Genomic DNA, 19,511 nt, shown 5'->3' with positions numbered 1-19,511 from the left:
AAAAAGTGATGACATGTACACTCTTTTTCAATTTTTGATTTGAGACACTTTGAGACCGTGCTAGAATCAACATAAATAAAATAAGAACAAACGTTCTAAAAGGAGTGATTTTCGTGTCTTCTGATGCGGACTTTCCAAACCAACGTATTTTTTGCGTGGATAGTGTCTCTTTTTATGCCAGTTGCGAGTGCCATTACCGAAATCTACCACCATTAACAACAAAATTAGCCGTCGTTTCCGATTTAAAACGGAGCGGCTCCGTCATTTTAGCGGCGAGCCCTGCTTTGAAGACGCTTGGTATCAAAACGGCAAGTCGTCTCTACCAGATTGAACAACTCCCGTACAAGGAACGAAAGCAGATTCACCTCGTCGAACCACGCATGTTATGCTACATGAAAACGTCGATTCGTGTCCTCGATGTGCTCCATCAATTCGGACCACCGGAAGCAATCCGGGTATACTCGATTGACGAAATTTTCATCGACATGACGGGAACGGAGCACCTCTTCGGTACGGATTTTGAAGCTGCTAACCAATTACAGTCAGCCATCCTGGAACAAACCGGTATTCACGTCCGAATCGGGATTGGTCCTAATAACGTCATCGCGAAACTTGCCCTTGATTTACTCGGGAAAAAACAGGGCATTGCGCGTTGTGGTTATGCTGATGTCCCCCGTCTCTTACATGACTTTCCCGTTCGCAAGATGTGGGGGATCGGTCATCAAATGGAGCACCATCTGAATCAATTAGGCATCGAGACGATCGGCGATTTGGCGGCCGCACCATTAGAAACACTACACGAACGTTTTGGTGTCATCGGTGCCGAACTTTGGCATCATGCATGGGGCATCGATCAATCTCCGACGACGATTGATCCGACCGCTTTATTTCGTCCGGCATCATCCCGACAGAAGACGGTTGGTCATGGCGTGACACTAATGCGTGATTATTACGAATACGACCAGATTCGGCTGGTCTTAAGTGAGCTCGCAAGCGATGTCGCAGCCCGCGTCCGCTTTTCCAATCAACTTGGATGGACGGTTCACTTAGGTGTCCGTTACTCGAGACATATCGTCCGGGCAGGGTTTTCAAAGCAACTCCGTCTCCCTTATCCGACTTCAGACGAACGGATTATCCTGCGGCATATCCTTCAGCTGTTCGAGCCGAACTGGCTCGAACACGAACCGATTCGTTTTTTGTCCGTCTCGCTCGGTCAACTTGTCCCCGACCAAGGTGCACTGCAACTGTCGTTGTTCGAAGACAATACCCGTGTTTGGAAACGCAAACGCTTGTTAAAGGCAATCGATCATGTCAACGTCCGTTACGGGAAGGGAACCATCCGCCTCGCTGTTTCTTTTCTTGATACAAGTGTCGCCAAGCGCCGCCTCCGCTTCGTCGGTGGTCATCCGGGAGGTGACGGCAATGACACGGTATCGTGACCGTGGCAATTTAAAATGGATTCCGTTTTTGATGCCGGAGTACATTCAACTGTTGCGCGACTATTATAAAGATACGCATCGTTTAACACTACCGCCCATCGATGAACAACTTCAAGAATCATGGCAATTCATCCTCGAAGAAGCATTAATGGAAGGAAAAGAACTTGAAATCACGTATTATAAGGAAGGAAGCTATATCACACTGACCGGATTCATCGAACGAATCGAGCGCGAACGAGGACTTCTGTACGTCCGGAGTCAAAATTCGATCGAAATTCCCCTGATGCGACTAGTTCGGATTGAAAACGGGTAGGAGTGACAGTGGGCTTCAATAATGCACTTATCTCTTGAATTATGATTTGAAAGAAGGAATGTTTGTATGTTTGAATGGTTTACTTCACTCCCCGTCGTGATCCAGGCATTACTCGCCGGGATGATGACATGGGGCTTGACCGCACTTGGGGCGGCACTTGTTTTCGTCTTTACGACAATTGAAAAAAAGGTCATGAATATGATGCTCGGCTTCGCCGCCGGTGTCATGATCGCTGCGTCCTTTTGGTCACTGCTCGCTCCGGCGATTGAATTTACGGAACAGGATGGTGGCATCGCCTGGCTTCCGGCTGCAATCGGATTTTTAGCAGGTGGCTTCTTCGTTCGCTTACTCGACTTCGTCACACCACATTTACACTTATCCGCACCACTTGAAAATGCAGAAGGCCCTTCGACCGGTCTTAAAAAGGCAACTCTGCTCTTTTTAGCGATCACCTTGCACAATATCCCGGAAGGTCTAGCAATCGGTGTCGCTTTTGGTGCTGCTGCGTTAAATATGGACGGGGCGACAGTCGCTGGTGCTTTGACGCTCGCACTCGGAATCGGGATTCAAAATATGCCGGAAGGTGCTGCCTTATCGATTCCGCTTCGTGGTGAAGGCATGTCACGCCGTCGCGCTTTCAATTACGGTCAAATGTCCGCTATTGTTGAACCGATTGCGGCAATGATCGGGGCGGCTGCCGTTTTCTTCATTCAACCGTTACTGCCTTACGCACTCGCCTTTGCAGCCGGCGCGATGATTTTTGTTGTCGTTGAGGAATTGATTCCTGAATCACAAGCTGAAAACGGCTCGGATTTAGCGACACTCGGTCTAATGGTCGGCTTTACCGTCATGATGATTCTTGATGTCGCCTTAGGCTAAAAACAAACTGATTGAACAAAAAAAAACTCCTTCATCGCCGGTGAAGGAGTTTTCAGATTGATATTGGAATGACTTTTGAGTCCGTACCTTTCAACGTGTACCTTTAATTATTTTTTGAGGATGCGCATCGCATTTAAAACAGCCAGGACGGTTACACCAACATCCGCAAACACAGCTTCCCACATCGTCGCGAAACCAAATGCACCAAACAGGAGAAACACGGCTTTCACGCCAAGTGCGAAGAAAATGTTTTGATAGACAATTTTTCGTGTCGCACGGGCAACCTCAATTGCTTCGACCAACTGCTTTGGTTCATCTGTCATGAGGACGATATCTGCGGCTTCAATCGCCACATCACTGCCGAGTCCGCCCATCGCGATTCCGACATCGGCTCGTGTCAAAACAGGGGCATCGTTGATGCCGTCGCCAACAAAGGCCACTTTTCCATCCGCTTGCTTCAAAATCAGTTCGAGTTGTTCGACTTTTTGATCAGGTAATAGTTCTGCTGCAACTTCGTCAATCCCGATTTGACGACCAATCACTTCTGCTGTTGCCAGGCGGTCCCCTGTTAACATAATCGTTTTCTTCACACCGAGTGCCTTGAGGCGAACAAGTGCTTCAACCGTGCTGTCTTTAATGTGATCAGCAATTCGGATGTAGCCCAGGTACGTATCATTGCGTGCGACATGAACGTACGTCCCGTCTGCCGTTTGATCAAGCGTCTCATAACCAAGTTCGTTGAACCAACGGGCATTCCCGGCACGAATCGTATCCGTTCCGAAGCGACCGACGACACCTGATCCTGCGACTTCGCGATACTCTTGAACGGATTCCGTCACTTCACCATAACTTGCATATGTCCGTTGGATGGACTTTGCAATCGGATGATTCGAATGCTGTTCAACAAGCGTTGCCACTTTCAATAATTCTTCGTCTGAACAGGCAACCGGGCGGAGTTCCGTCACTTCAAAGACCCCTTCTGTCAAGGTCCCTGTTTTATCAAAAACGACCGTATCCAGCTGTTGTAATGACTCGAGGTGATTTCCACCCTTCACGAGAATCCCTCGTTTTGAAGCGGCACCAATTCCACTGAAGAACCCGAGCGGAATTGAAATGACGAGCGCACAGGGACAACTGATGACAAGAAAAACAAGTGCCCGGTAAATCCAGTCCTCCCATGTCGCACCCGTGACAAACAATGGAGGCAAGACAGCAAGCAATGTCGCAATCCCGACGACTGCCGGTGTGTAGACACGAGCAAATCGGGTGATGAATTTTTCCGTCGGCGCCTTGTGGCGCGAAGCATTTTCAACGAGATCAAGAATTTTTGCGACCGTTGACTCACTATAGAGACGGTCGACTTGAATCAACAGTCGCCCATCTGTATTGATCGTTCCTGCAAGAATCGTATCGTTCGTGCGGACACGTCGTGGTACTGATTCTCCCGTCAAGGCGACGGTATCGATGAATGCTTCTCCTTCAAGGATTGTTCCGTCGAGCGGAATCTTTTCGCCCGGTCGGACTAAAATCCGTTGTCCGACCTTCACTTGTAACGGACTAATCGTTTGTCCATTTTCAAGAGTTGCCGTCTCAGGACGAATATCCATTAATTCAGCAATCGATTTGCGGGATTGATCGACTGCCCGGTGTTGGAAAAACTCACCGACTTGATAAAACAGCATGACGGCGACCGCTTCCGGGTACTCGCCAATTAGAAAAGCACCAACCGTCGCGATGACCATCAAGAAATTTTCATCAAATACTTGTCCCTGACGAATATTTCGGATCGCGTTTCGTAACACATCCCAACCGATTAAGAAGTAAGCCAGCGCAAATGAGATAAGTTCAATTGAGCTCGGTAAAAAGAAGGCACTGATGAAGGCAACCCCACCGATGCTGTATTGAATCTTTTTCATTTTCGTTAAAAATGGACCGTGGTCATGAACATGACTTTCGTCAGATGGAACGTCACGAGAAACTTCGACGTTCGGCTCTAATTCTTGTACCCGTTTGACGACCGCATCGTATGTTGCGTCATCCGGTGCCTCTCCTTGATAAGTGATATAAAGCTTTTGTCCCGTAAAATCAAGATTTGCCGCTTCGATTCCTTCGACAGTCGAAACACCACGCTCGACCTTCGCCGCACAATTGGCACAATCAATTCCTGAAATTCGTAATCGCTCAGTTTTCGTTTCCATTCCTCCACCTCATTCAAATGTTCGTTTGATTATAAGTCCATCCTACTCTTTTTTTATTCATTCGACAAGGTGTTTTCGTTATCGGTCTTGCGCCCGATATTCAGATTAGTTCTATCTCAGAAGAATGAAACATGATATGTTTTTAGATAGTAAAATATAGAAGGAGAATAACATGACTATCATTGAATTACTTAAAGCACTCTTACTCGGTTTCGTCGAAGGGATGACGGAATTCGCCCCTGTCTCTTCAACTGGTCATATGATCATCGTCGATGACATGTGGCTCCAAACAACGGACTTTCTCGGAAAATACTCCGCGAACACCTTTAAGATCGTCATTCAGCTCGGATCAATCCTTGCCGTCATCGTCGTCTTTTGGAAACGGTTGTTCAGCTTAATCGGACTCTATAAAATCGAAGGCGAGCATGATGCGACGGGCACACACAAATTAAAACTGCGTCACGTCTTAATCGGACTGCTTCCTGCTGCCGTGCTCGGTTTATTGTTCGAAGACTTCATCGATGAAAATCTCTTTTCGATTGATACCGTCATCATCGGTCTCGCTGTCGGTGCCATCTTGATGATTGCAGCAGATAAACTCGGTCCAAAAGAACCGAAAACGACGACACTCGACCAAATTACTTACCGTCAAGCAGCACTCATCGGATTGTTCCAATGTATTTCACTTTGGCCAGGATTTTCGCGTTCCGGTTCAACGATTTCCGGCGGTGTCTTCCTCGGGATGAATCACCGGACGGCGGCTGACTTTACGTTCATCATGGCCGTACCGATCATGTTCGGGGCCAGTTTCCTCTCGCTCGTCAAAAACTGGAATTACATCGAAATGGCTCACCTCAATTTTTACATCGTCGGTTTTGTTGCATCGTTCGCGTTTGCGCTACTATCGATTCGTTTCTTCTTGAAACTGATCAATAAAATCAAACTTGTTCCGTTTGCGATCTATCGCCTTGTCTTAGCTGGGATTCTTGCAATCGTCGTTTACATGTAAGAAACAAAAAAACTATCAGTTTTTTGCTGATAGTTTTTTGTTTTTTTGAAACTTATTGAAACCGTTTAGGGTATATAGTAGATGAGATACAGAAAAAGGAGTGAACGAATTATGGCACGTAGAAATCGTGGGGGTTCTAAATTACCTCTCATCATCGGAATTGCTGTTGTTGTCATCATTGCATTTTTAGCAATCGGACAATACAACAGTCTCGTAAACGTCGAAGAAGATGTTTCGAACAAATGGTCACAAGTCGATAACCAAATTAAACGACGGGCGGATCTCATCCCGAATCTCGTCGAGACTGTTAAAGGTGTCGCTGGTCAAGAAGAAAAAGTTTACGGCGATATCGCAGAAGCACAAGCCGGCCTTGCCCGCGCTGCTTCGACAGAACAACGGATTGAAGCCGACCAGCAAGTCACGTCTTCTCTCCGTGGATTAATCGCCTTACAAACGACGTATCCGGACCTCAAATCAAGTGAACGATTCCAATCATTGATGGATACGCTTGAAGGGACAGAAAACCGTCTCGGTATCGCACGGAAAGATTACAACGATTCAGTCACACTCTACAATAAGAAACGTCGCAGTTTCCCAACTTCGCTTTATGCTTCGGCGTTTGGTTTTGATAAAAAACCATACTATGAAATTTCAGAAAGCGACCGCGAAAACCCAACGGTCGATTTCAACAGTGATTCGAAATGATTTGGCGAAGAACGCGCCTCCTTTTGAGTGCGTTCCTCGTTTTCTTCCTTCTGACTCCGACTGCCGAAGCCGTATCAGAACGCACGGGAGCCGCTTTCTTCATCCAAGATGATGCAAAGTTGCTGACCGCGTCGGAAGAAGCGGAACTCGCTCGTCTTGGTCAGGAACTCGAACAATATACGACCGCACAAGTCGTTTTAAAAACTGTCCCCGACTTAAAAGGACAGGACTTGAGCACGTATGCGAATGAAACCTTCCGTGCCCAAGGGATTGGACAAGAAGGAAAAGATAACGGTGTCATGGTGATCGTGGCACCAAACGAAAAAAGCCGGAATTTCCGGATTGAAGTTGGCTACAAGCTTGAGGGTGTCCTGACCGATATCACGGCAGGCCGGATCCTCGACCAATATGCCGTTCCTTATCGTGACGAAGGCGATTACGGAAAAGCAGCTTCAGAAACCTATAAAGCCGTCATCAGTGTCGTCTCGAAGGAACAGTCACTCGAATCACAAGATCCGCCTAAAGCGAATGCTGAAGAGGGATTGAGTCTTTGGGTCAAAATCGTCATCGGTGCAGGCCTTGTCCTGTTATTGTTCTTGGATATGAAATTTACAGGTGGCATGTTCTTCTTCGCAATCATCAACATTCTGTCAGCCGTTATGCGCGGCGGTGGCGGTGGTGGTGGTGGAAGTCGTGGTGGCGGCGGTAGTTCCGGCGGCGGTGGCGCAGAAAGGTAGGAACAATAATGAACGGATTATACATGGTTCTTATTTTTTACGGCGTGATGACCGTCGTCGGCTTCTTCTCGATGTGGTCCGATAAACGTCGCGCGAAACAACACGCGCAACGGACGCCGGAAGCTACATTGCTTTGGATTGCCTTTCTCGGAGGTGCGCTCGGTTCATTACTCGGGATGCAACTCGTACGTCATAAAACACGCAAACCGAAATTCCAGTTACTTGTCCCGCTTGCTCTTTTGTTACACGCGACGGGCTGGGTTTTGTTCATGACAGCATGATCGATCGTTTTACTTTTCGTTTCAATCACCCGATAAAGAAGATAGAGGATTCGATTTTCTTCGAATTCTCTATCTTTTTTTAGTTTGGTCAATAGCGTATTAAATGTTTGAATTCAGGTTACATTTCAATTATCTTTGGGTAAAGTATTTAACCAATTTAATAAATACATCTTTTTTTAGATGTATCTCTCTACAGGAAAGGTGGAAATCATTTTATGTGGCATCCTTGCGCCGAATGTACGACAACGATTCGTTTTATAGAGGCCGGCTCCTTACATATCCAGTCGAGCATCCCTCAAGTTTATTCGTACACATCGTTTAACCAGTTAGAGGAGCTTCTTGAATCAACGTTACAGATTAATGATGTTCCCGTCTCATGTCGAAAAGATGGATCGCGCTTTTCTACCCCAATGCTTCTCGCTTCTGTTCTACTCGAGCAATTACGTCATCGTCAAGCCATCGACTTCATCCAAACAGGTAACATGACGAGTCACCTGCAACCGATTTACGATATTCAGGCCAACACGCTGTTCGCGAATGAGGCACTCCTTCGCGCCGCTGATCACAATGTCTCGATGTCACCAGGTATTCTTTTTTCGACTGCTTCAAAGATGGGACTCCACTCACGACTTGATCAACGCGCACGCGAAGAAGCGATTCGCGCGACACATCATATTGGCGGAACAGAGAAAACGTTCATCAATTTCCTTCCCTCGACGATTTATAACCCAGAATACTGCCTTCGTCATACGTTCGAAATCGTTGAACGATATAATGTCGACCCGAGTCGTCTTGTGTTTGAAGTCGTCGAAACGGAAAAAATTGAAGACGTCAATCACTTGAAACATGTCTTCGAACAATATAAAAAACAAGGGATACAAGTCGCGCTTGATGATGTCGGCGCCGGCTTCTCGACACTCGATATGTTGACGTTGTTGCAACCGGACTATATCAAAATCGATCGGTCTTTCATCTCGAACTGTGATACGGTCGCAGAAAATGAAGCCTTCTTACGAAAAGCTCGCCATCTTACGAAAGAAATGGGAATCAAGATTTTAGCAGAGGGCATCGAACGCGAGGAAGAACTCGAGCTTTGCCGGCAGCTTGGTTTCGATCTTGGCCAAGGATATCTGCTTGGTCGCCCTGCACCTTACGCACAATTCGCAAAGGCACAATAACAAGAAAAACAGCCCCCATTTTTTAAGCAGGGGCTGTTTTTTCATGAAGTTGTGATGATCTCGACATCATTTTGCTTAAGCACGCCCAGTAAACGTGCTGGCGATAAATCCGTCTCAATCAACTGACATAATGGTTCTTGTCCGATTCGTGCTGCCAACTGACTAAGTTCTACCGATGTCAGTCCTAAATCAAGACTCGTTATCGGTTGTCCGTTTTTTTGTAAATACGTCCGCAACTCGTTGTATGCTTCACTTTCACTTAACAACTGCTCCTGGACCAAGAGACCATATCCGACCTTACTTCCGTGTAAAATTGAATGTGTTGATGCAAAAGGAGACATCGCATTATGGACACCATGACCAATTGCCCCACGCGTCGCATCATCACCAAACCCGCCGACACTACCCGCTAACGGAATGACGGTTTCCACCAAGTGTTCGATGCTGGACGGATACGCCCGAAAAATCTCCTCGCTGATTGGTGTTTTTAAGATGAGGTCTTTGCACTGCTCCGCAACCCGTAAAGCCATTTCAATGATTGGATTCTCCACTGTGATCCCACTTAAAGCACGTGCCTCATACCATTTTGCAAGTGTGTCTACGAGACCCGCGACAAAATAATCATAGGGGCTCGCCGACAGAATCCGATGGTCGAGTAAAAGTGCCTCGATGACAACCGGCAGCGTATCAAAACGAAGATATTGACCTTGCGTGTCGTACATGACGCTAAGTGGCGTCCACGGCGCACAATTCGAGACGATCGTCGGAATGACAATCAAAGGTCGGTTCAATTGAACAGCAACTTTCTTTGCCGTATCAATCAATGATCCGCCCCCTAACGCAACGATAACGTCATATGTCGCACATGCCTTGACTAATTCCGCGACTTGAAAATCCGTACAATGCCCTTGAAACAGGACTTTCGGTAATGCTGGCAAGTAAGGATTCGCCGCTTGTAAGGCTTTTGCTCCGTGTAGTAGCACGCCACTCCGCTTCCCAAGCAACGTGTCAAGCTGAGATACGGCTTCTTTTTCATGTATGTATTGCAAAACTGCTTGACGAATCATCTAAATCCCCTCATTCCATTATTTGTTATTGCTCAGTATACGCAGACTGTTCCTTTCTTACAACCCCTCATTTCATTCGATTTTCATACTGAATAAGCGTACACTTATGAAGATAAAACGATTACATGAAGGAGGACTTCCACTCATGCAACACGTCACACTCAACAACGGTCTAAGTATGCCTCAACTCGGTTACGGTGTTTTTAAAGTACCTGAAGAAGAAGTGTATCAAGCAGTACTGGAAGCGTTACGTGCCGGCTATCGTTCAATCGATACGGCGATGATTTATGAAAATGAAGCAGGTGTCGGACGCGCATTACGTGACTCTGGAATTCCGCGCGAAGAAATTTTTCTGACGACGAAAGTTTGGAATGCGGATCAAGGATATGCAGAAACGCTCGCAGCCTTCGAAACAAGCCTCACTAAACTCGGGGTCGATTATGTCGATTTATATCTTATCCATTGGCCGATGCCGAACGAAGATCGTTACGTGGACACATGGCATGCGCTCGAAGAACTGTACAAGCAAGGAAAAACGAAAGCCATCGGTGTTTCGAACTTCCATATCCCCCACTTAAAGCGGATTCTGGAAGAAGGAACCGTCGTACCTGCTGTCAATCAGATTGAATTACATCCGTTCTTAAGTCAGGAAGAAATTCGGACGTTTTGTAAGGAACACGACATTTTAGTTGAAGCATGGAGTCCGCTCATGAAGGGACGCGACGCCTTGACTGAACCTGTCATCACGGACATCGCGACGACAAAAGACAAAACACCAGCCCAAGTCATTCTCCGCTGGCACATTCAACACGGGATTATCGCAATTCCGAAATCGGTCACGCCGAGTCGAATTCGTGAAAACCTGGCAGTCTTTGACTTCGAACTTTCAGCACCTGAGATGCAACAACTTGATGCGTTAAATCAAAATCAACGAACCGGTTCGAATCCGGATGAAATGCATAAAAAATAATTAAAAAAGGGAGGGGCCGTTTTCGGCTCCTCCCTTTTAGTAACTTTTTCAAGAGCGGATTAACGATCGAGATTGTTTCCGTGATCTTGCTCGGCTACATCATCCGAGTGTGACTGCGTCTGTTTCTTATTTTCTTCATCACGCTCAGAGTCGAGCCGTTTGAAATCGTCATCGCGACGCATCGCAATGTCCGGCTTGCGGTCCTGTTCTACTTTTGCCCGATTGATGGCTTGTTCGTCTTGCGGCATCTGATCCGTTCCGGCTCGGTGTAAATCAACTTCGGCATGTTCTTCCTTAGAGTCCCGATCGACATCAAGCGTATTCCCTGAACCGAGTTGGGCATTTGAATTTGCAGCGCTCGATGTGTGCGTCTCATCATAACTGCCGTAACGGACTTTGACATCTTCATGTGTATTGTCCGTATTCAAATGCGGATCAAACTGAATATCCTGAACCTCAATCAGAAGTACGAATCCGCCGCCTTCGACTTCGACTTTACGTTCTTCTACATCTTCTGCAGGTAAATCAAGTGAGTCGAACAACTGATCGACTTCTTGATCGCGCCCTTTGTTGCCGCGGATCCGATCCATCCAAGATGGTTTTGTCGCCGCAATTTCCGCGTCCATTTGACTGCGGACGAGTTCGATATCTGATTTTTCCTTGACGATGACATAAAAATCTTCTTCACGGTGCCCCTGAATATGCAATTCATCCATTTTCGAGATTAACTCTTCTTCCGAGTAATACGTACCGATGTATTGTTTCGTTTTCATATGAATCTCCCCTTATGTTCGTTTTGTCGTACAACGTATCCTTATAAGGAGTATTTCCTGTTTCTCTGTAAAATATGCCAACAAGTCGGCTCTTCCATAAAAAAATAATCTATTTGACATGTTTATTCGCCAATCAGCTTTAATCCGACCGTCGCACTAAGAATCAGACCGATACATACTATCCGCTTCCAGTCTTTCGCTTCCTGATAAAAAATCATACTCAGTACTGTTCCACCGGCTGCCCCGATTCCTGTCCAGACAGCGTAAGCTGTTCCCATCGGCAATCCGTTCATCGCAAGTGATAGGAATAGGAAGCTCAAGCCGAATCCGCCAAACATCAATAGACCATTCTTGAACGTTTTGTGTTGATTAAACGTATTGATGAAGACAACACCCAGCATTTCAAACAATCCGGCAATAATGACAAATAACCAACTCATTCTTCCACCTCCCCACTGACTAATTTCAATCCGATGACACCCATCAACAGCACACCAATCAATCCTAACTTCATGACTGACGCACTTTGGTCAAATAAAATGATGTCCAATATGACCGTCCCGACTGTTCCAAGGCCGACGAAGACCGCATAAACTGTTCCAACCGGCAAATGGTTACTCGCCTTAATCAAGACAGCAAAGCTGATGATGATGCTGATGATTGTTCCCATCCATTCAAGTACGCTATCTGCATGTTTCAAACCGACTACCCATGCAACTTCAAAAAAGGAAGCCACTAGAATTCCTAACCAGTATTTCGTCATCACTTTTCCTCCTAACATTCATCCTAAAAAATAAAAAAAGCCCGGAAGCAGGCGTCTAGACGCTCTACTCCCGGGCTTTTATCCCTCCGTTGCATGAGGTGTACTCATGTGCCTCCCTCGGTCCAAGTCTACGTTGCCGTACGGAACCCTAGAGGCTAGCTATTTCGTTCGATGTCTTCACCCTAGCACGCTTGATTTTACGTGTCAAACAGGAGAATCCACTACCGTTAGCCAATATAGATAAGTGAATCAATGAAAGAGGAGGGTCTCATCATGCGCTACAAAATCAACGATCAACTTCGGATTCGACGTTTCACACCAGAAGATTTGGAAGCTGTCCATTCCTATGCCTCACAACCAATCGCCAGTCAGTATCAGTCGTGGGGACCGAACTCTGAGAGTGATACGAAACAGTTTTTACACGATGCACTTGAAAGTGAGCTCGAAAGTCCACGTCGTCGCTATGTCTTCGCCGTCACCTCTCCTGACGATCATGTCATCGGCGCGGGAGAGCTCATCGTCACCGACACAGAACATAAAATCGCAGAAATTGGATATATTTTATCGCCTGACGAATGGGGCAATGGTTACGCGACATCGATTGCAACATTTTTACTCGAATTCGGCTTCGAAAAATTAAACTTACATCGCATCACGGCAACATGTGATCCGCGAAATGTCGCTTCGGAGCGTGTCTTGCAAAAGGTTCGGATGACGCGCGAAGGTTTGTTACGGGAAACTGTTTATTTAGAACACCACTGGCGCGATTCGTTGATTTACAGCATGCTCGACTGGGAGTGGCAGATTGATCACGAAGCAGAATAACTTCATTTCACCAAAAGAGATGGTCGAATTTCTAGCGAAATTTGTCCGTCTCTTTTTTGATTTATTCACGGCGGAATATGTCCTACGAAATCGTTCCCATAATTTAGTTCATTTTTACTATTTCTGATATCCAGCTCTTTTTCCAAAAAGAAAGTGCTAAACTTATCTTTAGACATGCTAAATTACAATTTTAATGATAGGAGCTCAATGAATGAAATCTTATAAATATTGGTTTACGAGTATCACGGCATCTGTCATGTTACTCGGGTCTCTCCCACTACAAGGCCACGCGGATACGAATCCGACACCAACGGAAGTGACAGAACAAACAGAAACAGAACAAGCAACCGGAACGCAGTACACACTTTCCGAAACTCCTGTTTTTGAGACTGCTGACGAGACGACTCTCGTCAAGACGTTACCAGAAACGACCGCCGTCGAAACCTTTGGCACAGATGGTCTCTTTACACGCATTTCAATCGACGGCGTCTATCGCTTCGTCAAGACAACGCAACTTGCAAAGCAACCGGTTTATCAAAAAATCGATTCGCAATACATAACAGCACTCGCGCCTTCCTATACGACTGCTTCAATTGATACGCCGACAGGAAAATCAATCACTCCAAATACGTTAATCGATACGTACGGGACATCGGGTGACTTCACGCGGATTAAACAAGGCGACGTTTACGTCTTCGTTTCAAGTAAATTCTTAAGTAAGACACCTGTTTATGAAACGACGGGCACTCAATTCGCCCAACAACAAACTGTGATTTATACAGATGCCGATACGACAAGTAAACAACTTGGGAGCTATTCTTTAAATGCTACCGTCAAAACATACGGGACATCCGGCACATTCACCCGTGTCCAGTTCAATGGTGTTTACGGCTTCGTGCTTACAAAACAACTCGGTTCAAAGGAAGTTGAATCGTATCCGCTGACCGGGAAAAAGTACGCCCAACAAACGACATCCATTTACGACAAAGCAACAACAAGTTCGGTCATCGGGACGCTAGCACCGAATCAATCGGTCAATCTTTACGGGACATCTGGTCTTTATTCCCGCGTCCGAATCAATGATACCTACGGATACGTATTGACGGCGCACCTCGGCGATTCCGTTGTCTACGCAAAGACCGATCGGCTTTACGTCCAAGATACGACACCGATTCAGGTAGAGCCAAACAGTTCGAGCACCATCTTGAAGCACCATAAACAAAATACACTTTTGACGATTTACGGGACAAGTGGTGCCTACAGCCGGATCATCTTCCGTGGTGAATACGCGTACGTCTTGACGAGCTCGCTCGCGAAATCAAAAGTCTATGCCAAAACAGATCGCCTGTACATCCAAAAAACGACACCGATTCAGGTAGAGCCAAACAGTTCGAGCAGCGTCTTGAAGCATCATAAACAAAATACACTTTTGACGATTTATGGCACGAGCGGTGCCTACAGCCGAATCATCTTCCGCGGTGAATATGCATACGTCTTGACGAGCTCGCTCGCGAAATCAAAAGTCTATGCCAAAACGGATCGCCTGTACATCCAAAAAACAACACCGATTCAGGTAGAGCCAAACAGTTCAAGCAGCGTCTTGAAGCATCATAAACAAAATACACTCTTGACGATTTACGGGACGAGCGGTGCCTATAGCCGGATCATCTTCCGCGGTGAATATGCATACGTCTTGACGAGCTCGCTCGCGAAATCAAAAGTCTATGCCAAAACAGATCGCCTGTACATCCAAAAAACAACACCGATCCAGCAATCCCCAAGCAGTTCAAGTACGGTTCTTAAGCATCATCAAAAGAACACGCTCTTGACGATTTACGGGACGAGCGGCGCCTATAGCCGAATCATCTTCCGCGGTGAATATGCATACGTCTTGACGAGTTCGCTCGCAGCAACGAAAGCAGATCTGTATGCGACGACAGGGACACGTTACGTGACCGAAGACAAGTTGGTCGTCCATCCAAAAGCCAGTCTTAGCGGAAACATTGGGACACTGAAAAAAGGAGCACTAATCACGACCTATGGAAAAAGCGGTTACTACACACGCGTCAAAATCGGATCACGCTTCGGATTCGTTGACTCAAGTCGGCTCGGTTTAAATAAACCGACGTCTAAAGCCAAAGTCGGGACCGTCTTTTACGTCCATTTCAACCAGACACCACTCTTTTCTGCTGACGTCGCCTACAGTCGTCCGGCGAGTCACTTAAGCAAAGGAACGAAATTGATCGGGTTAAAATCGATTGATGATGACTTTTGGCAAGTCCGTCTACCGAATGGTCAAACGGGTTACGTCCTCAATCCTTATATCGGAACGAGCAAACCGGATATGCGGTATAACGAGCAAGCCATCAATCGTTCAAAAGTCTATACGGTCAAAGCAACGACTTCATTTTATGACACACCTGCCAGTCCAAAAAGTGCCGGGTTGGTCGAAAAAGGCAAGCGTGTGTATCCACGTTACCGCGTCGGTAATTTCTATGTCATTCAGTCCGGCTGGACGCCCGTCTACATCCCGGTGACGGCCCTTACAGTGACGAGCGAAACAAAAGTTGACAAGAAAAATAATTCACGTGGCGAAAAGTTGATTCAAGCTGCTGTTGCCCATATCGGTACTCCGTACACATGGGGATCACAAAACGTGGCGAATGGTGGATTCGATTGTTCCGGATTGATTCATTATGCGACGAACCAAGCCGGAAAATACGGCGGACGGACGAATGTCCGCGGTTACTGGTACGGAGCGTTCTTTACAAATCAACGCACAAGTATCAGTTCCGGAAAACGCTCGGATATCGTCTTCTTCGAAAACACGTATACGGATGGCCCCTCGCATATCGGGATCATGTTAGATAGTAAACACTTCATTCATGCCGGAGGATCACAACTGCAAATCAGTTCAATTTACGAGCCGCACTGGCGTGAGCACTTCCTCGGTTTCAAATCAATGTAATGATTAAAAAAACGGACCTTCCCTAACCCGGGAGGTCCGCTTCTTTTAGCTAACATTAAAATGTCATTTCCGCATATTTCGTAACTTGGCGATCGATTAAGTACAATTCGATTTGCTCGCGATACGCTTTATAGTGGTCTGACGCAATATGCGCTTCTAACGCTTCTTCATCTTGATAGACTTCATACAGCATGAACTGATGTTCATCTTCAATCGATTGATGTAAGCTATAACGCAAGCACCCCGGCTCGTTTTGTGAAGCTTTGTAGACCGTACTTAAAATCGGAAAGACTTGATCGGCTAAACCTGCTTTGACTGTGATGACCGCGTTGACAATAATTTCTCCCATGACTTGTTTTCCTCCTCATCATTCATTACTCCTATCTGTACCCGTTTTATAGAAAGTCATACCTCAAAAACCTGAAAGGATGATTATGATGCAACAGCAACTCTTCACTCAACTCGATCAACTCGAACAACAAATCATTGAAAGACGTCGTGATCTGCACCGTCACCCGGAACTCTCTTTTCAAGAAGTGCGGACACCAAACGCCATCGCCTCATTTTATGATGAGCTTGGTCTCCCTTACCGCAGGAACGTCGGTGGTAGCGGGATCGTCGCGACCCTCAAAGGAAAACATCCTGGAAAGACCATCGCCATTCGGGCCGATTTCGATGCCCTGCCACTGCAGGAGGAAACGGATCTCGCCTTCCGTTCGATTCATCCGGGTGTCATGCATGCGTGTGGACATGACGGACATACGGCGATTGCACTCGGTCTTGCCTCGGCCTTTACAGCACTGCAAGAAGACCTTCACGGAACAATCGTATTCATTCATCAACACGGGGAAGAAGTCTTCCCGGGTGGTGCCATTCAAATGATTGAAGACGGCTGTCTTGACGGGGTCGATGCAATTTTCGGTACGCATCTCGAAAATGACTTACCTGTCGGAACAATCGGCTATCACGCAGGACATACGCTGTGCGCCATCGATGAATTCGAAATCGTCGTCCACGGACAGGGTGGTCATGCGCAAGCCCCTCATAAAACACAAGATGCACTCGTCGCCGGGGCACAACTCGTCTGTAATCTCCAACACCTCGTCAGTCGGCGCGTTGATCCGTTTTCACCTGCCATCATCGCAATCGGTTCATTCCACGCCGGAACGGCTCCGAACATCGTTACTGGTGAGGCACGGATTGTCGGAGAAATTCGAACATTTGACGAAGCGCTGCGTCACCAGTTACGACAGCAGGTCGATTTGGTTGCCCGGACGACGTGTGCCGGAATCGGTGCGAGCTATTCCATCGACTTTACGACGGGTTATCCTTCCCTTTGGAATCATCCGGTAGAAACAAATCTCGTTAAAGAAGCGACGGCTTTCTTAGGTGAGGCATCTGTCAAAGAACTCAAACCGATGATGGCAGCCGATGATTTCGCCTATTATTTAGAGCGTATCCCAGGAAGCTACTTCTTTACGGGGTCCGCCAAAACGGATGGGAGTACGATTTATCCGCAACATCACCCGAAATATGAAATCGATGAACAGGCATTGCTTATCGGCGCAAAAGCCTTAGGTGCAACCGTCCTTCATGCTTTAGAATCTTAAGGATTGACTTTGTCGTTTTAGAGATGCTATTATCACATCAATGATAACGAATTTAATCAACTTCATATAACACTTATCAAGAGTGGACTGAGAGATCTGGATCGATGACGTCCCAGCAACCTGCCTTCAGTGGCAAGGTGCTACGACCAGCAAAGCGCAAGCTTTGGTTGATAAAAAGCGACGACTCCTTTTGCAACCAAGCAAAGGAGTCGTTTTCGTTTTCTCGCTGTCAGAGCACGAATGATTATAGGGCGACTACCGCCAGCGGAAAGGACGAGATATAGATGGAAAAAGCAACATTCGCAGGAGGCTGTTTCTGGTGCATGGTGACACCATTCGAAGAACTGCCCGGTATTCACGGAATTGTTTCCGGTTATACAGGAGGACAAATCGAAAATCCGACATACGAACAAATAAAAACAGGCACGACCGGTCATTCGGAGGTCGTCGAGATTACATTTGATCCAGCGTTATTCTCATACGAGCGGTTACTCGAACTTTACTGGCCGCAAACGGATCCGACTGACGCCGGCGGACAGTTCCAGGACCGTGGGACACAATACGCACCTGCCATCTTTTATCATACGGAAGAACAGCGCCTTGCTGCGATTGCTTCACGTGACGCGCTTGCTGCGAGCAATCGCTTTAAGCAGCCGATCGTCACACGAATCGAAGCGGCACAAGCCTTCTATCCAGCAGAAGACTATCATCAAAACTTCCACAAAAAGAATCCGGAACACTACAAAAAAGACCGGAAAGCATCCGGTCGCGATGAATTCATCGATGTGGCTTGGAAAGAAGAAGTATCTGTCTAAACTAAAAAAGCCCGCTTCGTGCGGGCTTTCAGCATGTAGACAAACTCTTATGAAGAGTGACTATGCTATAACAAGAGGCAATCCGTTCGCGTTTCCCTGTCTCATCTCGTCTTCAAAGCGATTCGAGACAGACTGTGCTCTAACACTACTCTATGATTTTCTCTGCGGTACACCCTGAAAGCTTCGTTTTTCGTTGACTCCTACGGGAAAAAGCGCGTGAACACGCGCTGCCAAGAGGCTGGCAAGACCCTGCTCGTTGTCCGTGAGGATCAAGGAGCAACGGCTTGCGCCTCGCCCGAGGAAAGCAACGAAAAAGGAAGAAGCTTCCCCCCCACGTTCCTTTGTCTGCATGTTTATGTAGTCAAAAGTTTTCAATTGTCTTTTTGATAAGGTAGCCTAAAAGGTTTTGATTTCTGTCGACTCTAGTTATTCATCACATTCATTAATGTATCCTTATGGTGACGCGCTAACTTGATCAATTCAAAATCGCCCGTACTAATTTTGGCTTTGAGGGTTTCAACTTCCCCCCATGCTAACTCATACTGTTTTTTATCAATGACACCTTGAGATAAAGCATCTTCCAGTTCATCAGTATCCATTATGTACATATCACCAGACGGTAGCAGAACGATGTCTAAAAATAAGTCCTCCCACCACGGACTTCCATTAGTAAAACCATTCTGCAAACAAATATCGATATACCACTGCACAATATTTCCACTCGCATCGAACATCGTTGTAACAGCATGGTGTGCATTTGACGGGAACTGTTGCAGCCACATGTAACCATCATCCAAAATACAGACATGTCCCTTTTCATAATGAACGTTCAAGGGATGCGATACTTGAAGGGCATGCAATAATGTTACATGCCCTTCAAACTCTTCTGTCTCGATTAATGACTGTGCGTACGCTCTCTCGGTGATTCGCTTCCAATTCTCACGTTTTCCATCTCTTCGCTTTAGCATCTTCACACGCCCC

The 19,511-nt window shown here is 46.5% G+C and carries 20 protein-coding genes and 1 riboswitch; of the genes, 13 read left to right on the top strand and 7 right to left on the bottom strand.

What is annotated here, in order from left to right:
- The first annotated feature begins 113 nt into the window (after positions 1–113).
- The 3 genes from A0126_RS02100 (at position 114) to A0126_RS02090 (ending at position 2,631) form a co-directional block, all read left to right on the top strand.
- Positions 114–1,439, top strand: coding sequence for a Y-family DNA polymerase (locus tag A0126_RS02100; protein ID WP_088836243.1), 1,326 nt, complete (start codon positions 114–116; stop codon positions 1,437–1,439).
- Positions 1,423–1,752 carry a YolD-like family protein gene (locus tag A0126_RS02095; protein WP_088836242.1) on the top strand — a complete coding sequence of 110 codons (330 nt, stop codon included), beginning with the start codon at positions 1,423–1,425 and terminating at the stop codon, positions 1,750–1,752. The genes A0126_RS02100 and A0126_RS02095 overlap by 17 nt, the downstream gene beginning before the upstream one ends.
- Positions 1,753–1,818: 66 nt before the next feature.
- Positions 1,819–2,631: a ZIP family metal transporter gene (locus tag A0126_RS02090; RefSeq protein ID WP_029332569.1), complete on the top strand. Its 813-nt coding sequence runs from the start codon at positions 1,819–1,821 to the stop codon at positions 2,629–2,631.
- Positions 2,632–2,738: 107 nt separating this feature from the next.
- Here A0126_RS02090 and A0126_RS02085 read toward each other — a convergent pair whose 3' ends face one another.
- On the bottom strand, positions 2,739–4,829 hold the full coding sequence (locus A0126_RS02085) for a heavy metal translocating P-type ATPase (RefSeq protein WP_088836241.1): 2,091 nt from the start codon (positions 4,827–4,829) through the stop codon (positions 2,739–2,741).
- Positions 4,830–5,001: 172 nt separating this feature from the next.
- Between A0126_RS02085 and A0126_RS02080 the strand changes: the two genes are divergently transcribed.
- The 5 genes from A0126_RS02080 (at position 5,002) to A0126_RS02060 (ending at position 8,739) form a co-directional block, all read left to right on the top strand.
- The gene (locus A0126_RS02080; RefSeq protein ID WP_088836240.1) at positions 5,002–5,838 is read left to right on the top strand and encodes an undecaprenyl-diphosphate phosphatase; all 837 of its coding nucleotides are present in this window, start codon (positions 5,002–5,004) and stop codon (positions 5,836–5,838) included.
- Between the two features lie 111 nt (positions 5,839–5,949).
- Positions 5,950–6,543 carry a LemA family protein gene (locus A0126_RS02075; RefSeq protein WP_088836239.1) on the top strand — a complete coding sequence of 198 codons (594 nt, stop codon included), beginning with the start codon at positions 5,950–5,952 and terminating at the stop codon, positions 6,541–6,543.
- On the top strand, positions 6,540–7,280 hold the full coding sequence (locus tag A0126_RS02070; protein WP_088836238.1) for a TPM domain-containing protein: 741 nt from the start codon (positions 6,540–6,542) through the stop codon (positions 7,278–7,280). The genes A0126_RS02075 and A0126_RS02070 overlap by 4 nt, the downstream gene beginning before the upstream one ends.
- Positions 7,281–7,288: 8 nt before the next feature.
- Positions 7,289–7,561, top strand: coding sequence for a DUF1294 domain-containing protein (locus tag A0126_RS02065; RefSeq protein ID WP_369834755.1), 273 nt, complete (start codon positions 7,289–7,291; stop codon positions 7,559–7,561).
- A 215-nt stretch (positions 7,562–7,776) separates the two neighbouring features.
- Complete coding sequence (locus tag A0126_RS02060; protein ID WP_088836237.1) at positions 7,777–8,739, top strand: EAL domain-containing protein; 963 nt, start codon at positions 7,777–7,779, stop codon at positions 8,737–8,739.
- 41 nt (positions 8,740–8,780) lie between these two features.
- Here the strand turns inward: A0126_RS02060 and A0126_RS02055 are convergent, their stop codons facing one another.
- Positions 8,781–9,806 (bottom strand): iron-containing alcohol dehydrogenase family protein, encoded by a 1,026-nt coding sequence (locus A0126_RS02055; RefSeq protein ID WP_088836236.1) that lies wholly within the window; start codon positions 9,804–9,806, stop codon positions 8,781–8,783.
- Between the two features lie 145 nt (positions 9,807–9,951).
- Here A0126_RS02055 and A0126_RS02050 point away from each other — a divergent pair, with 145 nt between their 5' ends.
- The gene (locus A0126_RS02050) at positions 9,952–10,776 is read left to right on the top strand and encodes an aldo/keto reductase (protein WP_088836235.1); all 825 of its coding nucleotides are present in this window, start codon (positions 9,952–9,954) and stop codon (positions 10,774–10,776) included.
- Between the two features lie 59 nt (positions 10,777–10,835).
- On the opposite strand, the gene A0126_RS02045 is transcribed toward A0126_RS02050, so the two are convergent.
- From A0126_RS02045 to A0126_RS02035, 3 genes are all read right to left on the bottom strand, one after another.
- Positions 10,836–11,549 carry a general stress protein gene (locus A0126_RS02045; protein WP_088836233.1) on the bottom strand — a complete coding sequence of 238 codons (714 nt, stop codon included), beginning with the start codon at positions 11,547–11,549 and terminating at the stop codon, positions 10,836–10,838.
- A gap of 122 nt (positions 11,550–11,671) precedes the next feature.
- Entirely contained in the window at positions 11,672–11,989 is a 318-nt protein-coding gene (locus A0126_RS02040; protein ID WP_088836232.1) for a DMT family transporter, read from the bottom strand.
- Positions 11,986–12,312: a DMT family transporter gene (locus A0126_RS02035; RefSeq protein WP_088836231.1), complete on the bottom strand. Its 327-nt coding sequence runs from the start codon at positions 12,310–12,312 to the stop codon at positions 11,986–11,988. The genes A0126_RS02040 and A0126_RS02035 overlap by 4 nt, the downstream gene beginning before the upstream one ends.
- 273 nt (positions 12,313–12,585) lie before the next feature.
- Between A0126_RS02035 and A0126_RS02030 the strand changes: the two genes are divergently transcribed.
- Both A0126_RS02030 and A0126_RS02025 read left to right on the top strand, forming a co-directional pair.
- Positions 12,586–13,137 carry a GNAT family N-acetyltransferase gene (locus A0126_RS02030; protein WP_088836230.1) on the top strand — a complete coding sequence of 184 codons (552 nt, stop codon included), beginning with the start codon at positions 12,586–12,588 and terminating at the stop codon, positions 13,135–13,137.
- 211 nt (positions 13,138–13,348) lie between these two features.
- Entirely contained in the window at positions 13,349–16,105 is a 2,757-nt protein-coding gene (locus tag A0126_RS02025) for an SH3 domain-containing C40 family peptidase (protein ID WP_239456811.1), read from the top strand.
- Positions 16,106–16,160: 55 nt separating this feature from the next.
- Here the strand turns inward: A0126_RS02025 and A0126_RS02020 are convergent, their stop codons facing one another.
- Complete coding sequence (locus A0126_RS02020; protein ID WP_029332555.1) at positions 16,161–16,454, bottom strand: putative quinol monooxygenase; 294 nt, start codon at positions 16,452–16,454, stop codon at positions 16,161–16,163.
- Between the two features lie 88 nt (positions 16,455–16,542).
- On the opposite strand from A0126_RS02020, the gene A0126_RS02015 reads away from it, so the two are divergent.
- Both A0126_RS02015 and msrA read left to right on the top strand, forming a co-directional pair.
- A complete protein-coding gene (locus A0126_RS02015; protein WP_088836229.1) occupies positions 16,543–17,715 on the top strand; it encodes a M20 metallopeptidase family protein in 1,173 nt (390 codons plus the stop codon).
- Positions 17,716–17,785: 70 nt separating this feature from the next.
- A riboswitch (SAM riboswitch) is annotated at positions 17,786–17,892 on the top strand.
- Positions 17,893–17,999: 107 nt separating this feature from the next.
- Positions 18,000–18,530 carry a peptide-methionine (S)-S-oxide reductase MsrA gene (gene msrA, locus A0126_RS02010; protein WP_088836228.1) on the top strand — a complete coding sequence of 177 codons (531 nt, stop codon included), beginning with the start codon at positions 18,000–18,002 and terminating at the stop codon, positions 18,528–18,530.
- Between the two features lie 422 nt (positions 18,531–18,952).
- Here msrA and A0126_RS02005 read toward each other — a convergent pair whose 3' ends face one another.
- On the bottom strand, positions 18,953–19,498 hold the full coding sequence (locus A0126_RS02005) for a ribonuclease FAU-1 family protein (protein WP_088836227.1): 546 nt from the start codon (positions 19,496–19,498) through the stop codon (positions 18,953–18,955).
- Positions 19,499–19,511 lie beyond the last annotated feature (13 nt).

The organism is Exiguobacterium sp. N4-1P (assembly GCF_002214325.1).
This window is presented reverse-complemented; position numbering and strand designations above follow the sequence as displayed.

Coding starts and splice junctions, on each gene's coding strand:
- A0126_RS02095 (WP_088836242.1), top strand. CDS start 1,423: ATGACACGGTATCGTGACCGTGGCAATTTAAAATGGATTCCGTTTTTG.
- A0126_RS02090 (WP_029332569.1), top strand. CDS start 1,819: ATGTTTGAATGGTTTACTTCACTCCCCGTCGTGATCCAGGCATTACTC.
- A0126_RS02085 (WP_088836241.1), bottom strand. CDS start 4,829: ATGGAAACGAAAACTGAGCGATTACGAATTTCAGGAATTGATTGTGCC.
- A0126_RS02080 (WP_088836240.1), top strand. CDS start 5,002: ATGACTATCATTGAATTACTTAAAGCACTCTTACTCGGTTTCGTCGAA.
- A0126_RS02075 (WP_088836239.1), top strand. CDS start 5,950: ATGGCACGTAGAAATCGTGGGGGTTCTAAATTACCTCTCATCATCGGA.
- A0126_RS02070 (WP_088836238.1), top strand. CDS start 6,540: ATGATTTGGCGAAGAACGCGCCTCCTTTTGAGTGCGTTCCTCGTTTTC.
- A0126_RS02065 (WP_369834755.1), top strand. CDS start 7,289: ATGAACGGATTATACATGGTTCTTATTTTTTACGGCGTGATGACCGTC.
- A0126_RS02060 (WP_088836237.1), top strand. CDS start 7,777: ATGTGGCATCCTTGCGCCGAATGTACGACAACGATTCGTTTTATAGAG.
- A0126_RS02055 (WP_088836236.1), bottom strand. CDS start 9,806: ATGATTCGTCAAGCAGTTTTGCAATACATACATGAAAAAGAAGCCGTA.
- A0126_RS02050 (WP_088836235.1), top strand. CDS start 9,952: ATGCAACACGTCACACTCAACAACGGTCTAAGTATGCCTCAACTCGGT.
- A0126_RS02045 (WP_088836233.1), bottom strand. CDS start 11,549: ATGAAAACGAAACAATACATCGGTACGTATTACTCGGAAGAAGAGTTA.
- A0126_RS02040 (WP_088836232.1), bottom strand. CDS start 11,989: ATGAGTTGGTTATTTGTCATTATTGCCGGATTGTTTGAAATGCTGGGT.
- A0126_RS02035 (WP_088836231.1), bottom strand. CDS start 12,312: ATGACGAAATACTGGTTAGGAATTCTAGTGGCTTCCTTTTTTGAAGTT.
- A0126_RS02030 (WP_088836230.1), top strand. CDS start 12,586: ATGCGCTACAAAATCAACGATCAACTTCGGATTCGACGTTTCACACCA.
- A0126_RS02025 (WP_239456811.1), top strand. CDS start 13,349: ATGAAATCTTATAAATATTGGTTTACGAGTATCACGGCATCTGTCATG.
- A0126_RS02020 (WP_029332555.1), bottom strand. CDS start 16,454: ATGGGAGAAATTATTGTCAACGCGGTCATCACAGTCAAAGCAGGTTTA.
- A0126_RS02015 (WP_088836229.1), top strand. CDS start 16,543: ATGCAACAGCAACTCTTCACTCAACTCGATCAACTCGAACAACAAATC.
- msrA (WP_088836228.1), top strand. CDS start 18,000: ATGGAAAAAGCAACATTCGCAGGAGGCTGTTTCTGGTGCATGGTGACA.
- A0126_RS02005 (WP_088836227.1), bottom strand. CDS start 19,498: ATGCTAAAGCGAAGAGATGGAAAACGTGAGAATTGGAAGCGAATCACC.